This is a genomic window from Streptomyces sp. NPDC059009 (genome assembly GCF_042740175.1).
In the GTDB taxonomy this organism is placed as follows: domain Bacteria; phylum Actinomycetota; class Actinomycetes; order Streptomycetales; family Streptomycetaceae; genus Streptomyces.
In genome coordinates, this window is record NZ_JBHYJB010000037.1 from 69,700 (window position 1) to 84,647 (window position 14,948).

Consider the following 14,948-nt stretch of genomic DNA (forward strand, 5'->3'; position numbering starts at 1 on the left):
GCCGACCGGGGGTCAGCCGGGCCCCTCGGCCGTACGGGAATCGGTCGTTCTCGGATCGGTCGTACGGGGGTCAGGCGTCCGGGAATCGCCGGGCGGCGCCGCCGTGGCGAGTTCGAGGTGGGGTCGCTGCAGCAGGCCCGCTCCCACCAGCACGCCGAGCGCGATCGCGGCCACCGTGACGGTGGTGGTGATCAGGTCGGGCACGCTGTTGGCGTTGTGCTGGACGAAGAGTTCGGAGACGCCCAGCAGACCGGTCGAGCCGGGGACCAGCATCCAGAAGCACGGCAGGAAGATCACCCGGTCCGGCGTGCTGGTGCGCCGCTGGATCGCCGCGGCCATCGGCGGCAGCAGCATGCCCGCGGCGAACGCCCCGAAGGCGGGCCCGAGGACGGTGGTGCCCAGCGACTGCACGAAGCGGGCCAGGAACAGCGCGCCGACCAGCCAGCCGATGACGCGGGGCGGGGCGATGCGGAAGAGCTGGAAGCCGAGGCCGAGCAGCAGCAGCGCGCACCAAGGGGCCCAGCGCCCCAGGGTGTCGGGGTAGGGCTCGGCGACGGGGCGGGCGCCCACGGCGGTGGTGCCGACGAGGATGCCGAAGGCGAGCAGCAGCAGTACGTTGCCCGCCTTGGCGAGCCGGGCCATGCCGGACAGGACGGCGCCGGCGGCGAGTTCGATGACGCCCAGCGTCAGCGAGGCTCCCGGCAGGAAGGCGATCAGGGGCGGGATGAACAGGTTCGTCGGCGCCTCGTGCAGCACGGGGCCCGCCCAGCGCTGCGCCACCACCGTGACCAGGACGGCGGCGGCCACCGGCAGCCCGCTCCTGATCGCGGGGAAGCGGTCGCCGAGCAGGTGCAGCAGGCCGACCAGGACGCCCAGGACCGCGTAGCCCACGATGGCGGGGACGGTGGGGTGGCGCACCACGCCCAGGCCGACGGTGAGCAGCGCGTACCCCAGGACGCGGGCGGCCGGGTTGAACCGGACGGTCAGCTCGTCGACTTCCCGCAGTGCCCCGCGCACCTCGGGCAGCGGTACCGGTTCGCGCCGCATGCGCTCGACCAGGAGCTGCAGGGCCTGGACCTGGTCGAGCCGGAGGTCGGGGCCCTCGACCGGGGCGAAGTCGACGATCCCGGCGGTGCTGCCCGGCCCGTGGGCGACTCGTACGAAGACGCCGGTGGGCACGGCGAAGCAGCGCGCGGCGACGCCGTAGCGGGCCGCGATGTCCTTGATGGTGCTCTCGATCTGCGCGGTGCGCTCCGCCGCGCGGACGAGGTCCATGCCCACCGTGCTGAGCGTGGCGGCGAGCTCCTGGAGCATGCGCGGCTCCAGGTCCTCGCTGCGCGGGACCCGGATGGTGTCGGCGCCGAGCGGGGGCAGCCGCTTGAGGAGGGCGGCGGCGAGGTCGTGCGCGGAGACGTCGGACGGCGGCGAGTCATCGCCTGGGCCGGCCGCGCCGGAGACCCCCGGGTCACCGGTCTGCGGCGGCGCCCCGTCCCTGCGTCGGCGCTGTCGCCCGGCGCGCCTCGCCCGCTCCCGCCACCAGCTCATCCGCGCACGATCCGATCAGGACCGGGGCCGGAAACAGCCCGCTGCGCCGCAGGGGACCGCGCCAACCTCGGTCACCTGCGTGGCCGGCTGGACCAGTGCGACCATCGGGCTCCTCACTCCGGCGACGCAGCGGACACGACCGAATCTCGCACGGTCTGCCGCGCCCCGCCTCCTGGGTTCCACTGGCGGGGGCAGCCGCCGCCGGGTCCACTGGAATGGCCCCGTCACGCCGAAGAGCACGCCAAAGAGCCAGCCCAAGAGCCCACCGAAGAGCCCGCCAAGGAGCCAGCCGAGGAGCCCCCGTCATGGCCGACACCCACCATGTGCTGCTGATCTTCTTCGACGATCCCGGCCGCTGCCGCGCGGCGTTCGAGGACTTCAAGCTGCTGCCCGACCTGGCGGCGGTCGCGGTCCTGGAGCGCTCGGCGGACGGGATCGTGGACGTGCCGGAGAGCCATGTGGAGAGCGCGGCCGGGTACACGGTGGGCGCCGGGGTCGTCGGCGGGCTGCTCGGGCTGCTCGCCGGGCCCGCGGGGGCGTTCCTGGGCCTGACCAACGCGGCAGCCGCCGCCGAGGCGCTCGCGAACGCCCGCGACCAGGAGGGCGGGGCCGCGCTGATCTACGTCAGCGGCCGCGTCGAGGAGGGGACGGCGGCGCTCGTCGCCGACCTCTACGAAGAGTCACCGCAGCCCGCCGACGACCTGGCCCTGCGCCACGGTGGCACCCTGGAACGCCTGTCCGCCAAGGAGTTCGCCGCTCAGGTGCGGGCGGCGGAGAAGGCGGCTCGCAAGGCGTGACGGCCCGAACCGTACCGGCTGCACGGTCTCCTCACGGCCTCGGTGTCCGGGGCACCCTCGGCTCGTTTACGGGCTGTGACAGAGCACGGGCTGACGGCGGCGGAAGCGGTACGGGTACTGGCGGCGAGCTCGAACGGACGGCTCCCGCTCACCATCGCGCTGCTGGCGTTCGTCGTGGTGTTTCTGGTGACCCGCCTGATCACGCGCATGATCCGGGCCGGGCGGGGGCCGTTCCGCAATGTCAGCTCCGGCGGACTGCACATCCACCACGTGGTGCCCGGCGTGATCCTCACCGTCGCCGGAGGCTTCTGGGCAGTCGGGGTGTCCGGTGGCGACAGCTTGTCCCGCTGTCTGGCCGCCGGTGTCTTCGGCACCGGGGCCGGTCTCGTCCTCGATGAGTTCGCGCTGATCCTGCATCTGCAGGACGTCTACTGGTCCAAGGAGGGCCGCGCCTCCATCGAGGCGATCACCCTCACCGTGGCCGCGGTCGGGGCCGTGCTGCTGGGCATCGCTCCGCTGGGCATCGACTCCTTCGGCGACCTCGCGACGACCGGGCGCGGCTGGTGGATCACGGCGATCGTGGCGGACGCACTGTGTGCTGCGGTGGCGTTCGCCAAGGGGAAGCTCCGGCTGGGGGTGCTCGGCCTGTTCGTGCCGGTGGTGGGCGCGGCCGCGGCGATCCGCCTGGCCCGGCCCGGCTCTCCCTGGTACCGCCGCTTCTACCGCGACCGCCCGGCGAAGCGGGCCCGTGCCGAACGGCAGACCGCCCGGCACGACGCCCGCTGGGAGAGGTTGCGCACCTGGTTCCAGGACACGGTCGCCGGAGCGCCGACGACGACACGGACTCCGGACGACGCCGACGAACACCGCCCACCCCCTGGGGGCGACCGTGGCCCGGGCGACTCGGACTCGTGAAGTCCGGGCCGCGCCGGGGCCCCGACCGTCACCGGCCGCCGTCCGCCTCGGCGAGCGACGACGGAGCACTCCGGCCCTGGTGGCCCTCGAACCACCGGGCGATGGGCTCCATCGTGACGCCGTGCAGGATGATGCTCAGCAGAACGGTCGCACAGGTCACATTGAAGATGAACACCGCGCTGCCATAGGGCAGTTGGACGTACGCGAGGAACGCGAAGACGATCGAGGTGACCCCGCGGGAGCCGAGCCACCCGACCGCGCCCCGCTCCACCCGGTCGAAGCCCATGCCGCCCAGCGCCGCGTACACCGGCACGATGCGGGCGACGGTGAGGGCGAGCAGCGCGTAGCCGATGACGGGCCAGGTGACGCCGCCCTGCGCGAAGTCGTCCGCGGTGAGCTTCCCGAAGGTGAACCACACGGCCAGGGCCATCACTTCGACGGCGTCGTGGGCGAGTTCGAGGCTGTGGTGGCCGATGGCGTGCGCCGTGTGGGCGTACCAGAGGCCGGTCACGAAGGCGGCGACGAAGCCGTTGCCGCCGATGGGTACGGCGGCGGCGTACGCGACGAAGGGCAGCGTCAAGGTGGCCAGGCGCAGCCCGGCGGGCCGCGCCCACCCCGCCTCCAGGGCCCGCCGCACCAGCCAGGCGGCCAAGAACCCCAGGGCCGAGCCGACGAGCACCGCGAACACCGCACCCTTGAGGGCGTTCAGCAGCAGATCGGTGAACGTATCGCCCTGGGCGGAGACGAGGTTGGCCACGCAGAAGGTGAACAGCGGGGAGATCAGCCCGTCGTTGAAGCCGCCCTCGATGTTCAGCGCGGCACGCACCCGCAGCGGCACCCGCGCATCACGCAGGAACGTGGCGATCGGGGCGAGGTCCATGGGCATCACGACCAGCGCGGCCACGGCCAGCAGCCACCAGCTCGTGCCCGGGAAGAGCGCGGCGCCGAAGAGGGTGGTCAGCCCGACCGATGCGGGCAGCGCCAGGCCGAGCAGCCGCCCCTCCCCCACCGACTTGCCCAGCCGTTCGTAGTCCCGGGCCTCGGTGGCGTCCGTGAACAGCATGACCGCCAGGACGAGTTCGAGGCCGCGCTGGAAGGCGTGCGCCTCCAGGTCGAGCTGGACGGGCGGGTGCTCCCCACGAGTCAGGACGATCCCGGCGACCGCGAACGCGAGCGGCGCGGTGATGCTCCACCGCGCCAGCCGTTCCGACACCAGGGTCCACACGAACAGCAGGGACACCAGGAGGAGAAGAGCGAACACGGCAACTCACAGGAGCGGGGGCGGGACAGTCCGGGGACGTCCGGCCAGTCTCCGCTCCCGCCGACGCGGGGCACGGCAGCCGCGCCCTGGCCATCACCCGGAAGGGACACCGCCCTGGCTGCGCCGCACGCTTCAGGGCTGAGGGTGGAGCTGCTCGATCCGGTCGCGCTGGGTGTACATGTCCCAGTACTGCTCGGCGAGGTCATCGGGGTCGACGACCGGGAACTCCGCGGTCGAAGCCGCAGGGGTTCCGGACCGGGCGATGAGTGCGCTCATCTCGCTGCGGGCTATCGATGCGCCGACGGAGAGGGTTCCGACGTAGATGCCCGCGTCGGCCAGTTCGCCGTGGAGGGAGTAGAGGTAGTTGCGGGCAGCGGCTCCCACGGGAGCCAGGCCGCTGAGACCGGGCATCGGGTGGACCGCCGAAACGCCGGTGGTCAGGAGGAAAGCGCCGTCTCCCCGCCCGGTCCACTCCGGCAGCACTGCGCGGACCACCTCCACGGGGGTCAGCAGGAACATCGGGAGGCCCTTCTCCAGGGAGGCGGCGTCTGTCTCCGTGGCCGGGGCGAAGCTCTGCTCGGTGCTGAACGGCCCGTACTCGATCACGTCGATGCGGCCGAAGCGGTCGCGGATGCTCGCGATCAGCGCGGGCACTTCGGCGGGCCGGGACAGGTCGGCGGAGAATCCGGCTGCCTCGATGCCGTCCTTCGCGAGGTCCTCGACGAGGGCATCCAGGCGCTGCCGGCGGCGCGCCACCAGGGCGACACGAAAGCCTTCACGGCCGAAGCGGCGGGCGACAGAGGCACCGAGACCGGTACCGGCCCCGAAGACGGCGATCACTTTGGACATGAGGGCTCTCCTTGCTCTCTGCTTCTCGACTTCGCGACATCTCGGCCTTCGACATCTTGACCCTTGGGTCAACTTAAGTTGGACGGTAACATGCAGGTTGACCCAAGGGTCAAGTTCTGCTCGGCGGGCAGGGCGCAGCGACGGAGTACGCCATGCCGGTACCAGGAGGAATCACCAGATGCGGGCCGACGCACAACGGAACGCGGAGAAGCTGCGAGCAGCCGCCGCTGAGCTCTTCCAGGAGCGTGGCCTGCACGTACCGCTCAAAGAGATCGCCCGCCGGGCAGGAGTGAGCCACGGCACGCTCTACAACCTCTTCGGCACGCGCGAGGCCCTCATCGACGAAGTGGTGACCGATCGTGCGGCGCGCCGCCTGAGTGAGGTCGCCGAGCAGGCCCTCGCCTACGAAGACGCCTGGGAGGGGTTCGCGTACTACGTCGAGAAGCTCTGCGAACTCCAGGCCACCGACCCCGCCGTCGCCGACGTGGTCAGCGGCCGCTATCCGGGCGCCGAGCGCCTCATGTCCGCCTGCGGCCGGACCATGGGCGCCGCGCAACGGATCGTCGAGCGGGCCCATGAAGCCGGCGCCCTCCGCCCCGACTTCACCAACGCGGACCTGGTGTTCGCCTTCGCCGCCAACGCCCTGCTGGCCCGGGCAACCGCCGAGGCCGCCCCGGACGCCTGGCGCCGACAAGCCGCCTTTCTCCTGGACGGTCTGCGCACCGAGGCCGCCCGCAGCCCTTTGCCTGCGAGTCGGCTGACCGAGCAACAGGTCTACGGCGCCCTGGGCAACCTGGGCGGCCTGGGCGGCCTGGGCGGCAAGACCTAGGCAGCGCGGTCGGGCGAGGCAGGTGGCAACCGCCCAGCCGAACGCCGCGTGGCAACCGTCTAGCCGAACGCCGCCCTGAACCGCTCCCCCAGCCCCCGCAGCCGTTCGACCGGCTCGTTGGCGAAGACCAGGCGGACGTAGTCGTCGCCGCTCGGCCCCCAGCCCGTCATGGGCGTCGCGGCCACCTGGCCCTGGCGGAAGAGGCGGTCCGAGGCGTCGGCCGGGGAGAGGCCGAGTGCGGCGGTGTCGACGAGGAGGGACCAGCCGCCGTGCGGCCGGACGCAGGGGTAGTCGGCGAGCTCGTCCAGGATGAGCTCGCAGCGCTGCTGCCAGACGCGGGTGGCGGCGGCCACGTCGGCCTCGGCGTCGGGCGCTTCCAGGGCGGCGGCGACGGCCTGTTGGGCGATGCCGACCTGGCAGACGACGTTGGTGAGGCCGACGAGGTGGACGTCGGCGATGATCCGCGCGGGACCGACGACCCAGCCGACCCGCCAGCCGATCATGCGGAGTTCCTTGGAGGCCGAGCCCACCGTGAGGGTGCGGTCGGCCAGGGCCGGGTGGGAGGCGGGGTGCGCGGGGGCGCGGCCGTCGAAGCGGATGCGCTCCATGGCGGCGTCGTACACGATCCAGCAGTCGTGCTCGACGGCCTTGGGGGCGAGGGCGTTCCAGTGGGTGTCGTCGAGCAGGGCGCCGGTGGGCATGGCCGGGGACATGGCGAGGACCGCGGCCGTGTTCGGGCCGACCGCGGCGGCAAGTTCGTCCGGGTCGACGCTCCAGCCGTCCTTGGTGGGAGTGCCGCGCACATGTCGCGGCACGCCGCCGACCAGCCGGATGCGGTTGACGAGTCCGGCGTAGATCGGATCGCACACCACGACTTCCTGGCCCGGCTCGACGGTCGCGAGCAGCACGTTCAGTACGCCGTTGAGGCCCCCGGCGACGCTCAGACACTCGGTGGCGGGGTCGTAGGGGACGCCCGCGATCCGGCCGACGTGCGCTGCCGCCGCGGCCCTCAGCTCGGTCTTGCCCTGGAAGGGCAGGAAGCTGTTGGCGGCGTCGTCGTCGATCGCCAAGTGAGTGACGTCGAGGGCGACTTGGGGTGGTCGCAGGTCGGTGTCGAGGTTCTCCAGGCGCAGCAGGTCCGGGTCGTGCGCGGCATCGGCCGCGTCGCCCATCGTGTCGACCCCGATGCCGGGGATGTGGCGCAGCCGCGACACGCTCATAGGGATCCCTCCAGGACGTGGACGTACTCTGGCTGGGGCGCACTGCGTTCCGTAAACAGAACGCACGCTGGTGACAGTAGGACGCCGGTACGGTTCGGTCAACGGTGCTGTGGCGCACGGGACTTGGCCGCGTCGAGCGGACGGCGAGTGCGGGGCGGACGGCGAGTGCGGGGCCGGCAGCAGGACCAGGAGCGGTGAAGGGAGTCCGTACGACATGAGTGATCTGCCCGAGCAGGTGGGGCGCCGCTTGAGCCAACTCCGGGACGGGCAGGGGATGTCGCTCTCCGAGCTGGCCCGCCGCGCAGGGATCGGCAAGGGCACCCTGTCCGAGCTGGAGAGCGGCCGCCGCAACCCCACCCTGGAGACCCTGTACGCCCTCACCACCGCGCTCGGCACGCACCTCACCGCCGTCCTGAGCGCGCCCGTCGAGCACGCCGAACTCTCCGGCACCGCCGTGGACGCCCGCCTGATCGAGCGCTTCGAGGACGGTGCGGCGGTCACGGAGGTGTTCCGGATACGGATCCGGGCGGGGCAGCGGCAGCAGTCGGGCGCGCACACCGCCGGTGCCACCGAGCACCTCGTCGTCGTCACCGGGACCGCGCTCGTGGGCCCGGCCACGGCGCCCCTCCAGGCGGGCCCGGGAGGGCACGTGGAGTGGGCGGCCGATGTGCCGCATGTGTACGGGGCGCCGTCGGGGGACGTGGAGGCGGTGCTGGTGGTGCGCTATCCGACCACTGAAATGCGTCAGGCAACCACTGAAGTACGTCTGGAAACCACCGCCGTTCGTGATCCGAGCGCCACGAACTGAGCCTGGCCCATAAGCTGTCCTTCCTTGCCCTGCGGGAGATCAAGAGGAGTCAGACATGACCACGCTGCTGATCGCGCTCGGCCTCCTGGCCGGGGTGGCCCTCCTCCTGATCGTCGTCCTGCTGCGCCGGCGCAACGGCGCCACGCACAACGTCGACGGACTCCTCATCGAGCAGCACCACCGCGAGCAGGCTCGCTCCGATCGGAGCTCCTACAGCTCCTTCGGGGCGCACAACTCGCCCTACTCCGTGGGCAGACGCCACCAGAAGTAGGCTGACGCGATGCGTCAGCCCAAACCCCGCACCGTGCTCATGTCCCTGGCCGCCGTCATCGCCCTCTCGGCCGCCGCCACCACGGTGGTCGAATCCATGGCCTTCCCCGACCAGGCCGATCCGAAGGCCCAGGAAGCCTATGACCGGGGCCATGCGTGGGTGAAGGCGCGCATCGATCCAGAACCAGAACCTGCCCCGACGCCGACCACAGCACCCAACTCCCCGCCCCCTTCAGGCCCGGTGACCGACTCTCTGCATCTGGACAGGACGGTCACGGCCGACGCCACGCCAGGATCTGTCATCGAGTTCAGAGCAGTGCGCAAGGGCACGGGCACGGGCACCGCGGGCTACCGGGAACTCTGCGACAGCTACGCCTCGACACCCGAGTACACCGGCAGCCTGTCACAGCAGTACCGGGACGACTGGGTGCGCGGCTGCCTCGCGGCCATGACGACTCCGCCGTCCGCGAGCGGATCACGCCCCGGCGATCGGTGACACCGCACGTCGTTGCCGGTGCATGCGGAACCAGTTGGCTCAGACAGGTATCTCTTCATCAGTACAGGAGTGCAGGAGTGCAGGCGATGTCCTGAGGAGAGGAGCCGTTACGCATGGTGCGTCGAGTTCGTGTTCTGCTGCTGACCGCCCTGGTGCTGGTGACCGGCACAGTCATGTTGTCCGCGCCGGCCTCCGCCGTCATCGGCGGGTCGAAGAGCACCTACGCCCCCTGGGCGGTGCGCATGCTCGTCGACGGCAAACCGACGTGCACCGGGACGGCGGTCGCCCGCCAGTGGATCCTCAGCGCCTCGCACTGCTTCTTCGAGCAGGGACAGCCGGTCGCCGACAGGCGGATCTCGTTCCGCGTCGGCAACCTCGACATGCGCAAGGGCACCACGGTCCGCCCGCTGCCCGGAAAGCGCGCGGGGAGCGCACGCGCCGACATGCTGCTGATCAAGGTGCCGTCGATGAAGGTCCGGCCCGCACGTCCGGCCACGGCCCCCGTCCACCCCGGCCTGGACGTGCGGCAGTACGGGTGGGGCGCCACCTGCACCAGCGACGAGAACACCTGTCAGTCTCCGGTGCTCAAGCAGGCGCACCTGCGGGTCATCCGGCCCGACGACCCCCGGTGCAAGGGCTACACCACGCCGGGCGGCTCGGACTTCTGCATGAAGAAGGTGTCCGGGATCCCCGCCGGCGGTGACTCCGGAGGCCCGGTGATGAGCATCGCCCCGCACGGGAAAGAGACCCTCCTCGGGGTCTTCGACGGCTCCGACCGGGACAAGGTCGCCGAGGCCGGGGAGATCTCCCAGCAGCTCGCCTGGATCCGCTCGGTCACCCGTCACTGACGCGGGAGAACGGGATACGGGGGGCGGGACAGGGGGGCGGGGGGCCTGTTCGCGAAGTCCCGGGGCCGCCCGCCCGGCGCCGCGCACTGAGTGATTGGGCACAGCCGCTCCGCGGGTACGGTCACCGCGCAGTCATGTACATCAAGGGGGACGTAGTGGCCCATTTCCATGTCAAGCATCTGCCCGGCGGGGCGATACCCGACGGCGGCGTCGCGGCCTGGCCCGTGAGCAGTGCGGAGCAGTGGCGGAGGGCACGGCTGCCGGTCATCTTCGCCCCGGGCGCGGGCAGTTGGGCTCTCGCGGTCGTGGCCCTCACGGCGTACGTGATGACCGTCGCCGCCTCGTCGACGGCAGCGGCCTGGCCCGGCACCGGCGGCAGCGGCAGCGGCAGCGGCACGGACTGGCTGCGCTACCCCGCCGCGTTTCTGCTCCTGGCCCTCCCCCTCTGGTACCGGTTCCTGCCGGTGGCGGCCGCGGTGGCCTCCGTCGGCGTCGCGGCCGGCGCTGCCGCCGCCCTCTCCTCCCCCGAATCCCTCGGCGGAGCGGGGACTGCCGGATACCTCATCGAACTGGGCGCGTGCGCCTGGGCGTTGGCGGGCAGCTGTCTTCGGCTGCACGCCCGGCGCCGGCAGCGGCGGCTCGCCCTCGACGCGGCGGGCAGGCGCCGCGTCGACCTTCCCGACGGGGTTCCGGAGACGGACGGCCGCCGCGGCCACTTCCAGGTCTATCTCGGTCTCGCGCTGTGTCTGGTCGCGGCCGGCGTCCTCACCGACGGCCTGGTCAGCGATCTCCGGGCGTCCGGCGGCGCATCCCCGTACGACGCCGTGGGGCACCAGAGCGTCGTGCTGCTCCTCGCCGTCCCCGGCTGCACCCTCTTCGGCCGGGGCATGACCGCCTCCCGGGCGGCCCGCCGACTGCACGACGAGCCGCAGCCCGCCTTGATCGTGGGCGTGCGCACGGGCCGCGGCGGGCGCCACTGGCTGTACCCGGACGCCCGTACGACATCGGGGCGGCCCCTCATCTCGTACGTCCCCGGGGACCGGGACACCCGCGACGGCGTACGCCTGTTGGGCAACGGCACGGCGTACGGCGCCGGGGGTGGACACCACGACATCGACGCGGCCCACGAGCCCTTCGAGGCGATCGTCTACGGGCCTTTGCACGAAGGGGCCGAGGTGGTGGTGGAGTGCGCCCTCGTGGAGTACCACGCGCATCGAGGGGAGGCGGGGCAGATCCGCACCCGGCTCGTGTCCGCCGTGCTCCGGCCGCAGCGGCGCCACGGCCTCAGCCCCTGGAAGCCGGCCGACGCCGCCGAGCGGGAGCGTGCCAGGCGGCAGCAGGCCCGGGAGGCGGCGGAGCGGTACAAGGAGGAGCAGCGCAAGGCCCGGTTGCGACAGGAGCAGTTGAGGAAGGAGCGCCAGGCCCGCGGACGGGCCGCCCGGCCCCGGCCGTCCGAGCGCAACCGCTGGGGAAGCACCAGCGGTGGCGGGTGCGGGGGCGGCGTCTGGGACGGCTCGGGCGGCAGTTCCGGCGACAGCGGTCACAGTTCCGGGGGCCACAGCTGCGGTGGGCACGGCTGCGGGAGCGGCTGTGGGGGCGGTGGCTGCGGGGGCGACTGAGGAATGGGGTCCGTCGTCAGTCCCACCCGTCGTCAGTCCCACCCGTCGTCAGTCCCACTGCTCGTCCGCGAGCGAGGTGACCGGCTGCGGCTTGCCGATCACGGCCAGGGCGATGAAGAAGCTGATCTGGCCGATCGCGATGGTGAGGGTGGCCAGCGCCTTCTCGTCGTAGTGCTCGGCCACCTCGGCGTACAGCTCGTCGGAGACGCGCTCCTGGCCGTGCGGGGCGGGCTGGAGGGTGGCCTCCACCAGCGCGAGTGCGGCGCGCTCTGCGTCGGTGAAGTAGGGAGCGTCCTGCCAGGAGGAGACGGCGGTGATGCGCTCCTCGGACTGTCCGGCCTTCCGCAGGAAACCGGTGTTCAGGATCGTCAGGTAGGTGTTGTTCACGATCTGCCCGGCGCGCAGGTGGACGAGGTTCATGGTGGTGCGCGGCACCGAGTGGTTGCCCGTGGCCTTGAAGAGCGCTGCGCTGATGTCACTCAACTCGGGCACGAACTCACCCGGGTTGGGCATCCGGGAGATCGAGACCTTGGCGGTGTTCACGGCGTTCGAGGTGTCCGAGATATCCGAAGTGTTCGTCATGGCTGGGCTCCTTCGCTGTGTTCCGACGGCCTGCTCGGCGTCTTCACAGCACTGACGGATGCCCGCGCGCAGATGTGACCGGAGTCCGGAAAGTTTCTCCGGCCGGCGCTGCCGCGCCCATGTCCGCCCACGTCGGACATGCCCTTAACCGGCTTTGAGGTGATCTTCAACGGCGCCTTAAGGATCACTGGCCGGGCGCTGTGCGGGCGATGCGGGAGGGTGTCGGCCTCTAGGTTCTGCGCTGTGAAACTCAAGGCAGCTGACTCAGACCTGACGGCGTACCCCGCGCTGTCGTCCTACCTGAAGCAGACAACTCCCGGTGGGTCCACGACGGCCACCGTGACGCTGCCTCCGGTAGGACCTCCGCTGATGGCGCCGCGCACGGCGCCGTCGTCCCACCGCAAGAACCGCAAGGACAACAACCGCAAGGACCCGAAGGGGCCGAAGGGCCGTCATCGCATCGCGCCCGCAGCGCCCGCCGCGCACCGGCGCGACCGTCCGGCCTCCTCCGCTCCGGCCGTGCCCCCGGTGCCTACAGTTCCTCCAGTTCCGCCGGCGCCTCCTGTGCCTCCGATCACCGCGCCACCGGTCACCTCACCGGCCGCCTCACCGCTCACTTCACCGGTCACCGTTCCGGTCCCGGCACCGGCCGCCAGGCACCGCTCCCGACGGCGCACACGACGCGCCCGGCCCTCCCTCTACGGGTATGCCGCGGCGGCGGCCCTCGCCGTCACCACGGCCGCGTTCCTCGCGACGTCCCGCAGCCCGGAGCCCGCCACCCCCGACGCCGCGTCCGGGAACCGCCAGGCGACCCCCAGCCCGGACGCCTCGGCCGACACCCCGCCCGAGGACACGGCCGGACCGCCGGCCGACGACCCGGCACCCACCCCTCCTCCGGCTCCCGCCCGGAAGCCGACCGCGCAGCCCAGCCCCACGCAGCACCACCGCCCGGCGCCGTCGGTCGCCAGTCCGCCGGGCTCGCTCTCCGTCGGCGCCAGCGGCGACTCCGTCGTACAGATCCAGCAGCAGCTCCAACACCTGCAGCTCTACATCGGCCCCGTGGACGGCTACTACAGCAGCGATGTCGCGTCCGCGGTGGCCCGCCTCCAGCAGGCCCGGAACATCCACGAGCCGCTCGGCGTGTACGGGCCCGTCACCCGGGCCGCCGTCGACACCGAGGCTCCTGTCTAGGAGGTGCGCTGTCCGGGCGGCCGCCGATCGGCGCGGGACCTGGGAGTCTGGGAGCGGGGCTTGAAGCTGCCGCAGCGGAAGCCTCTACCGTCCTGAGCAGAGCCGGAGAATCCGGCCCGGTGAGGCACGTGTGAGGGAGGCGGCGATGGCCTGGCCGATCGCGGAGGTCGCCCGGATGTCGGGGGTGACGGCCCGGACACTGCGGCACTACGACGAGATCGGCCTGCTGCCGCCGGCCCGGATCGGGGCCAACGGCCACCGCTACTACGAGGACCGTCAACTGCTGCGGCTGCAGCAGGTTCTCGTGCTGAGGGCGCTGGGCGTGGGACTGCCCGAGATCGGCCGGATCCTGGCCGCGCAGGTCGACGAGCTGGTGGCGCTGCGGGGCCATCACCGTCGGCTGCTCGCCGAGCGCGACCGGCTGGATGTCCTGGCCGGAACCATCGCCCGCACGATCGCCGTACTGGAGCAGTCCAGGAAGGACGGCGCAGACATGATCAGCATCAGCCGGCCGGAGAACCTGTTCGAGGGCATCCGGTCCGCCCAGTGCATGCAGGCCCTGCACGGCTTCCCGGAGCTGGTCGGGGCCGTCGAGCGGCATGGCGCGGCGTTGAGTGAGGCGGCGAGGGAGGCCGACGAGCGCGAGCGCACGGCGCAGATGATCCGGCTGGCGGAGCTGTTGGCCGCCGGCCTGCCCGCCGACGCCGATGAGGTGCAGGCCGAGATCGACACCCAGTACCGCACGCTGGCCCGGATCCGGGCGGCCACCGCCGAGGAGTACCGCGCGATCGGGCGTACCTGCGTGGAGAACGAGCACTGGCGCGCGGCGTACGAGGGGGATCGCGCCGGGCCTGGCCGCCTACCAGCGCGCCGCCATCGAGGCGTACGCCGGAACCCGGCTGCGCTGAGCCGGGACCGGGCCGCCGCGACGGGCGAGCGGCGGCCCCTGCCGGGTCAGATCCCTGCCGGGTCGGGTCCCTGCCGGGTCGGGCTCCTCGGACCTCGGACTTCGGCCCGAGGAGCTCCTCACGCCTCCTTGCCCATCAGGTGGGCGAAGACCACGACGTTGGAGTCCCAGTGGCGGTCCTTCGTCAGGTCGCCGCCGCAGGTGATGAGGCGCAGCTCGGCCTTGTCGGTCTTCCCGTAGACCTTCTCTGTGGGGAACTGGTCCTTCTTGTAGGTGTCGACCTCGTCGACGGCGAAGACGGCCGTGGTGCCGTCCGTGCGGTGCACCTCGATCTGCTCGTACTTCTTCAGCTTCTTGAGGTTGTAGAAGACGGCCTCGGGCGTGTCCGGGGTGTCCATGTGGCCCGCGATGGCGGCGGCGCCGGTCTGGCCCGGGGTGGGGCCGTTCTTGTACCAGCTCGCCTCCATCGGCTTGTCGAACGGCGGCGTCTGCATGGTGCCGTCGGAGGCGAGGCCGACCGAGTCGAGCTTCGCGTCGACGCCGATGTCCGGGATCTTGAGGTGGTCGGGCACCGAGGCGGGCAGCGCGGACGTCTTGGTGATGTCGGCCTTGGACAGGGCGGCGGCGTGGTCCCCGCCCTTCTCTCCCTCGGACGACGAGCAGCCCGCCGCCAGGCCGACGGCGAGCGCGACGGCGGCCGTGGGGGGGCGCCCCGGGGCGGGCGCGCCGGCCCCCCCCCCCCCGCCGCGCCGCCCACCCCGGTGCCCGATCCAGCCCTTGGCCCGGACTGTCCCCCGCCCCCCCCGGAACG

The 14,948-nt window shown here is 72.3% G+C and carries 15 protein-coding genes and 1 pseudogene; 10 read left to right on the forward strand and 6 right to left on the reverse strand.

The window, feature by feature from the left end:
- Window positions 1-12: 12 nt before the first annotated feature.
- Window positions 13-1,545 (reverse strand): threonine/serine exporter ThrE family protein, encoded by a 1,533-nt coding sequence (locus ACFWYM_RS31865; protein ID WP_384845198.1) that lies wholly within the window; start codon window positions 1,543-1,545, stop codon window positions 13-15.
- A gap of 305 nt (window positions 1,546-1,850) precedes the next feature.
- On the opposite strand from ACFWYM_RS31865, the gene ACFWYM_RS31870 reads away from it, so the two are divergent.
- Both ACFWYM_RS31870 and ACFWYM_RS31875 read left to right on the forward strand, forming a co-directional pair.
- A complete protein-coding gene (locus ACFWYM_RS31870) occupies window positions 1,851-2,342 on the forward strand; it encodes a histidine kinase (protein ID WP_384845201.1) in 492 nt (163 codons plus the stop codon).
- Between the two features lie 75 nt (window positions 2,343-2,417).
- Entirely contained in the window at window positions 2,418-3,257 is an 840-nt protein-coding gene (locus ACFWYM_RS31875; RefSeq protein ID WP_384845204.1) for a hypothetical protein, read from the forward strand.
- A gap of 28 nt (window positions 3,258-3,285) precedes the next feature.
- On the opposite strand, the gene ACFWYM_RS31880 is transcribed toward ACFWYM_RS31875, so the two are convergent.
- Window positions 3,286-4,518, reverse strand: a complete 1,233-nt coding sequence (locus tag ACFWYM_RS31880; protein WP_384845207.1) for a cation:proton antiporter — start codon at window positions 4,516-4,518, stop codon at window positions 3,286-3,288.
- A 132-nt stretch (window positions 4,519-4,650) separates the two neighbouring features.
- Window positions 4,651-5,367 carry an SDR family NAD(P)-dependent oxidoreductase gene (locus ACFWYM_RS31885; RefSeq protein WP_384845210.1) on the reverse strand — a complete coding sequence of 239 codons (717 nt, stop codon included), beginning with the start codon at window positions 5,365-5,367 and terminating at the stop codon, window positions 4,651-4,653.
- A 178-nt stretch (window positions 5,368-5,545) separates the two neighbouring features.
- Between ACFWYM_RS31885 and ACFWYM_RS31890 the strand changes: the two genes are divergently transcribed.
- Window positions 5,546-6,196 (forward strand): TetR/AcrR family transcriptional regulator, encoded by a 651-nt coding sequence (locus ACFWYM_RS31890; protein WP_384845213.1) that lies wholly within the window; start codon window positions 5,546-5,548, stop codon window positions 6,194-6,196.
- A 59-nt stretch (window positions 6,197-6,255) separates the two neighbouring features.
- Here ACFWYM_RS31890 and ACFWYM_RS31895 read toward each other — a convergent pair whose 3' ends face one another.
- Window positions 6,256-7,416, reverse strand: coding sequence for a pyridoxal phosphate-dependent aminotransferase (locus tag ACFWYM_RS31895; RefSeq protein WP_384845216.1), 1,161 nt, complete (start codon window positions 7,414-7,416; stop codon window positions 6,256-6,258).
- Window positions 7,417-7,630: 214 nt separating this feature from the next.
- On the opposite strand from ACFWYM_RS31895, the gene ACFWYM_RS31900 reads away from it, so the two are divergent.
- The 5 genes from ACFWYM_RS31900 (at window position 7,631) to ACFWYM_RS31920 (ending at window position 11,457) form a co-directional block, all read left to right on the forward strand.
- Window positions 7,631-8,224, forward strand: coding sequence for a helix-turn-helix domain-containing protein (locus tag ACFWYM_RS31900; protein ID WP_384845219.1), 594 nt, complete (start codon window positions 7,631-7,633; stop codon window positions 8,222-8,224).
- 55 nt (window positions 8,225-8,279) lie between these two features.
- The gene (locus ACFWYM_RS31905) at window positions 8,280-8,495 is read left to right on the forward strand and encodes a hypothetical protein (protein WP_384845222.1); all 216 of its coding nucleotides are present in this window, start codon (window positions 8,280-8,282) and stop codon (window positions 8,493-8,495) included.
- 9 nt (window positions 8,496-8,504) lie between these two features.
- Window positions 8,505-8,990, forward strand: coding sequence for a hypothetical protein (locus tag ACFWYM_RS31910; RefSeq protein WP_384845225.1), 486 nt, complete (start codon window positions 8,505-8,507; stop codon window positions 8,988-8,990).
- 113 nt (window positions 8,991-9,103) lie between these two features.
- Complete coding sequence (locus tag ACFWYM_RS31915; RefSeq protein WP_384845228.1) at window positions 9,104-9,838, forward strand: S1 family peptidase; 735 nt, start codon at window positions 9,104-9,106, stop codon at window positions 9,836-9,838.
- A gap of 155 nt (window positions 9,839-9,993) precedes the next feature.
- Window positions 9,994-11,457, forward strand: coding sequence for a hypothetical protein (locus tag ACFWYM_RS31920; RefSeq protein WP_384845231.1), 1,464 nt, complete (start codon window positions 9,994-9,996; stop codon window positions 11,455-11,457).
- A gap of 48 nt (window positions 11,458-11,505) precedes the next feature.
- On the opposite strand, the gene ACFWYM_RS31925 is transcribed toward ACFWYM_RS31920, so the two are convergent.
- The gene (locus tag ACFWYM_RS31925; RefSeq protein WP_384845234.1) at window positions 11,506-12,039 is read right to left on the reverse strand and encodes a carboxymuconolactone decarboxylase family protein; all 534 of its coding nucleotides are present in this window, start codon (window positions 12,037-12,039) and stop codon (window positions 11,506-11,508) included.
- 369 nt (window positions 12,040-12,408) lie between these two features.
- Here ACFWYM_RS31925 and ACFWYM_RS31930 point away from each other — a divergent pair, with 369 nt between their 5' ends.
- Window positions 12,409-13,230: a peptidoglycan-binding protein gene (locus ACFWYM_RS31930; protein ID WP_384845237.1), complete on the forward strand. Its 822-nt coding sequence runs from the start codon at window positions 12,409-12,411 to the stop codon at window positions 13,228-13,230.
- Window positions 13,231-13,375: 145 nt separating this feature from the next.
- Window positions 13,376-14,138: pseudogene (locus ACFWYM_RS31935) on the forward strand (MerR family transcriptional regulator).
- Between the two features lie 118 nt (window positions 14,139-14,256).
- Here the strand turns inward: ACFWYM_RS31935 and ACFWYM_RS31940 are convergent.
- Window positions 14,257-14,948, reverse strand: a 692-nt coding sequence (locus ACFWYM_RS31940; RefSeq protein WP_384845240.1) for a class F sortase, incomplete at its 5' end; no start/stop codon positions are given.

Bases quoted from the DNA above. Each gene is read 5' to 3' on its own strand.
- ACFWYM_RS31865 (WP_384845198.1), bottom strand. From the start codon at position 1,545: ATGAGCTGGTGGCGGGAGCGGGCGAGGCGCGCCGGGCGACAGCGCCGA.
- ACFWYM_RS31870 (WP_384845201.1), top strand. From the start codon at position 1,851: ATGGCCGACACCCACCATGTGCTGCTGATCTTCTTCGACGATCCCGGC.
- ACFWYM_RS31885 (WP_384845210.1), bottom strand. From the start codon at position 5,367: ATGTCCAAAGTGATCGCCGTCTTCGGGGCCGGTACCGGTCTCGGTGCC.
- ACFWYM_RS31890 (WP_384845213.1), top strand. From the start codon at position 5,546: ATGCGGGCCGACGCACAACGGAACGCGGAGAAGCTGCGAGCAGCCGCC.
- ACFWYM_RS31895 (WP_384845216.1), bottom strand. From the start codon at position 7,416: ATGAGCGTGTCGCGGCTGCGCCACATCCCCGGCATCGGGGTCGACACG.
- ACFWYM_RS31900 (WP_384845219.1), top strand. From the start codon at position 7,631: ATGAGTGATCTGCCCGAGCAGGTGGGGCGCCGCTTGAGCCAACTCCGG.
- ACFWYM_RS31905 (WP_384845222.1), top strand. From the start codon at position 8,280: ATGACCACGCTGCTGATCGCGCTCGGCCTCCTGGCCGGGGTGGCCCTC.
- ACFWYM_RS31910 (WP_384845225.1), top strand. From the start codon at position 8,505: ATGCGTCAGCCCAAACCCCGCACCGTGCTCATGTCCCTGGCCGCCGTC.
- ACFWYM_RS31915 (WP_384845228.1), top strand. From the start codon at position 9,104: ATGGTGCGTCGAGTTCGTGTTCTGCTGCTGACCGCCCTGGTGCTGGTG.
- ACFWYM_RS31925 (WP_384845234.1), bottom strand. From the start codon at position 12,039: ATGACGAACACTTCGGATATCTCGGACACCTCGAACGCCGTGAACACC.
- ACFWYM_RS31930 (WP_384845237.1), top strand. From the start codon at position 12,409: ATGGCGCCGCGCACGGCGCCGTCGTCCCACCGCAAGAACCGCAAGGAC.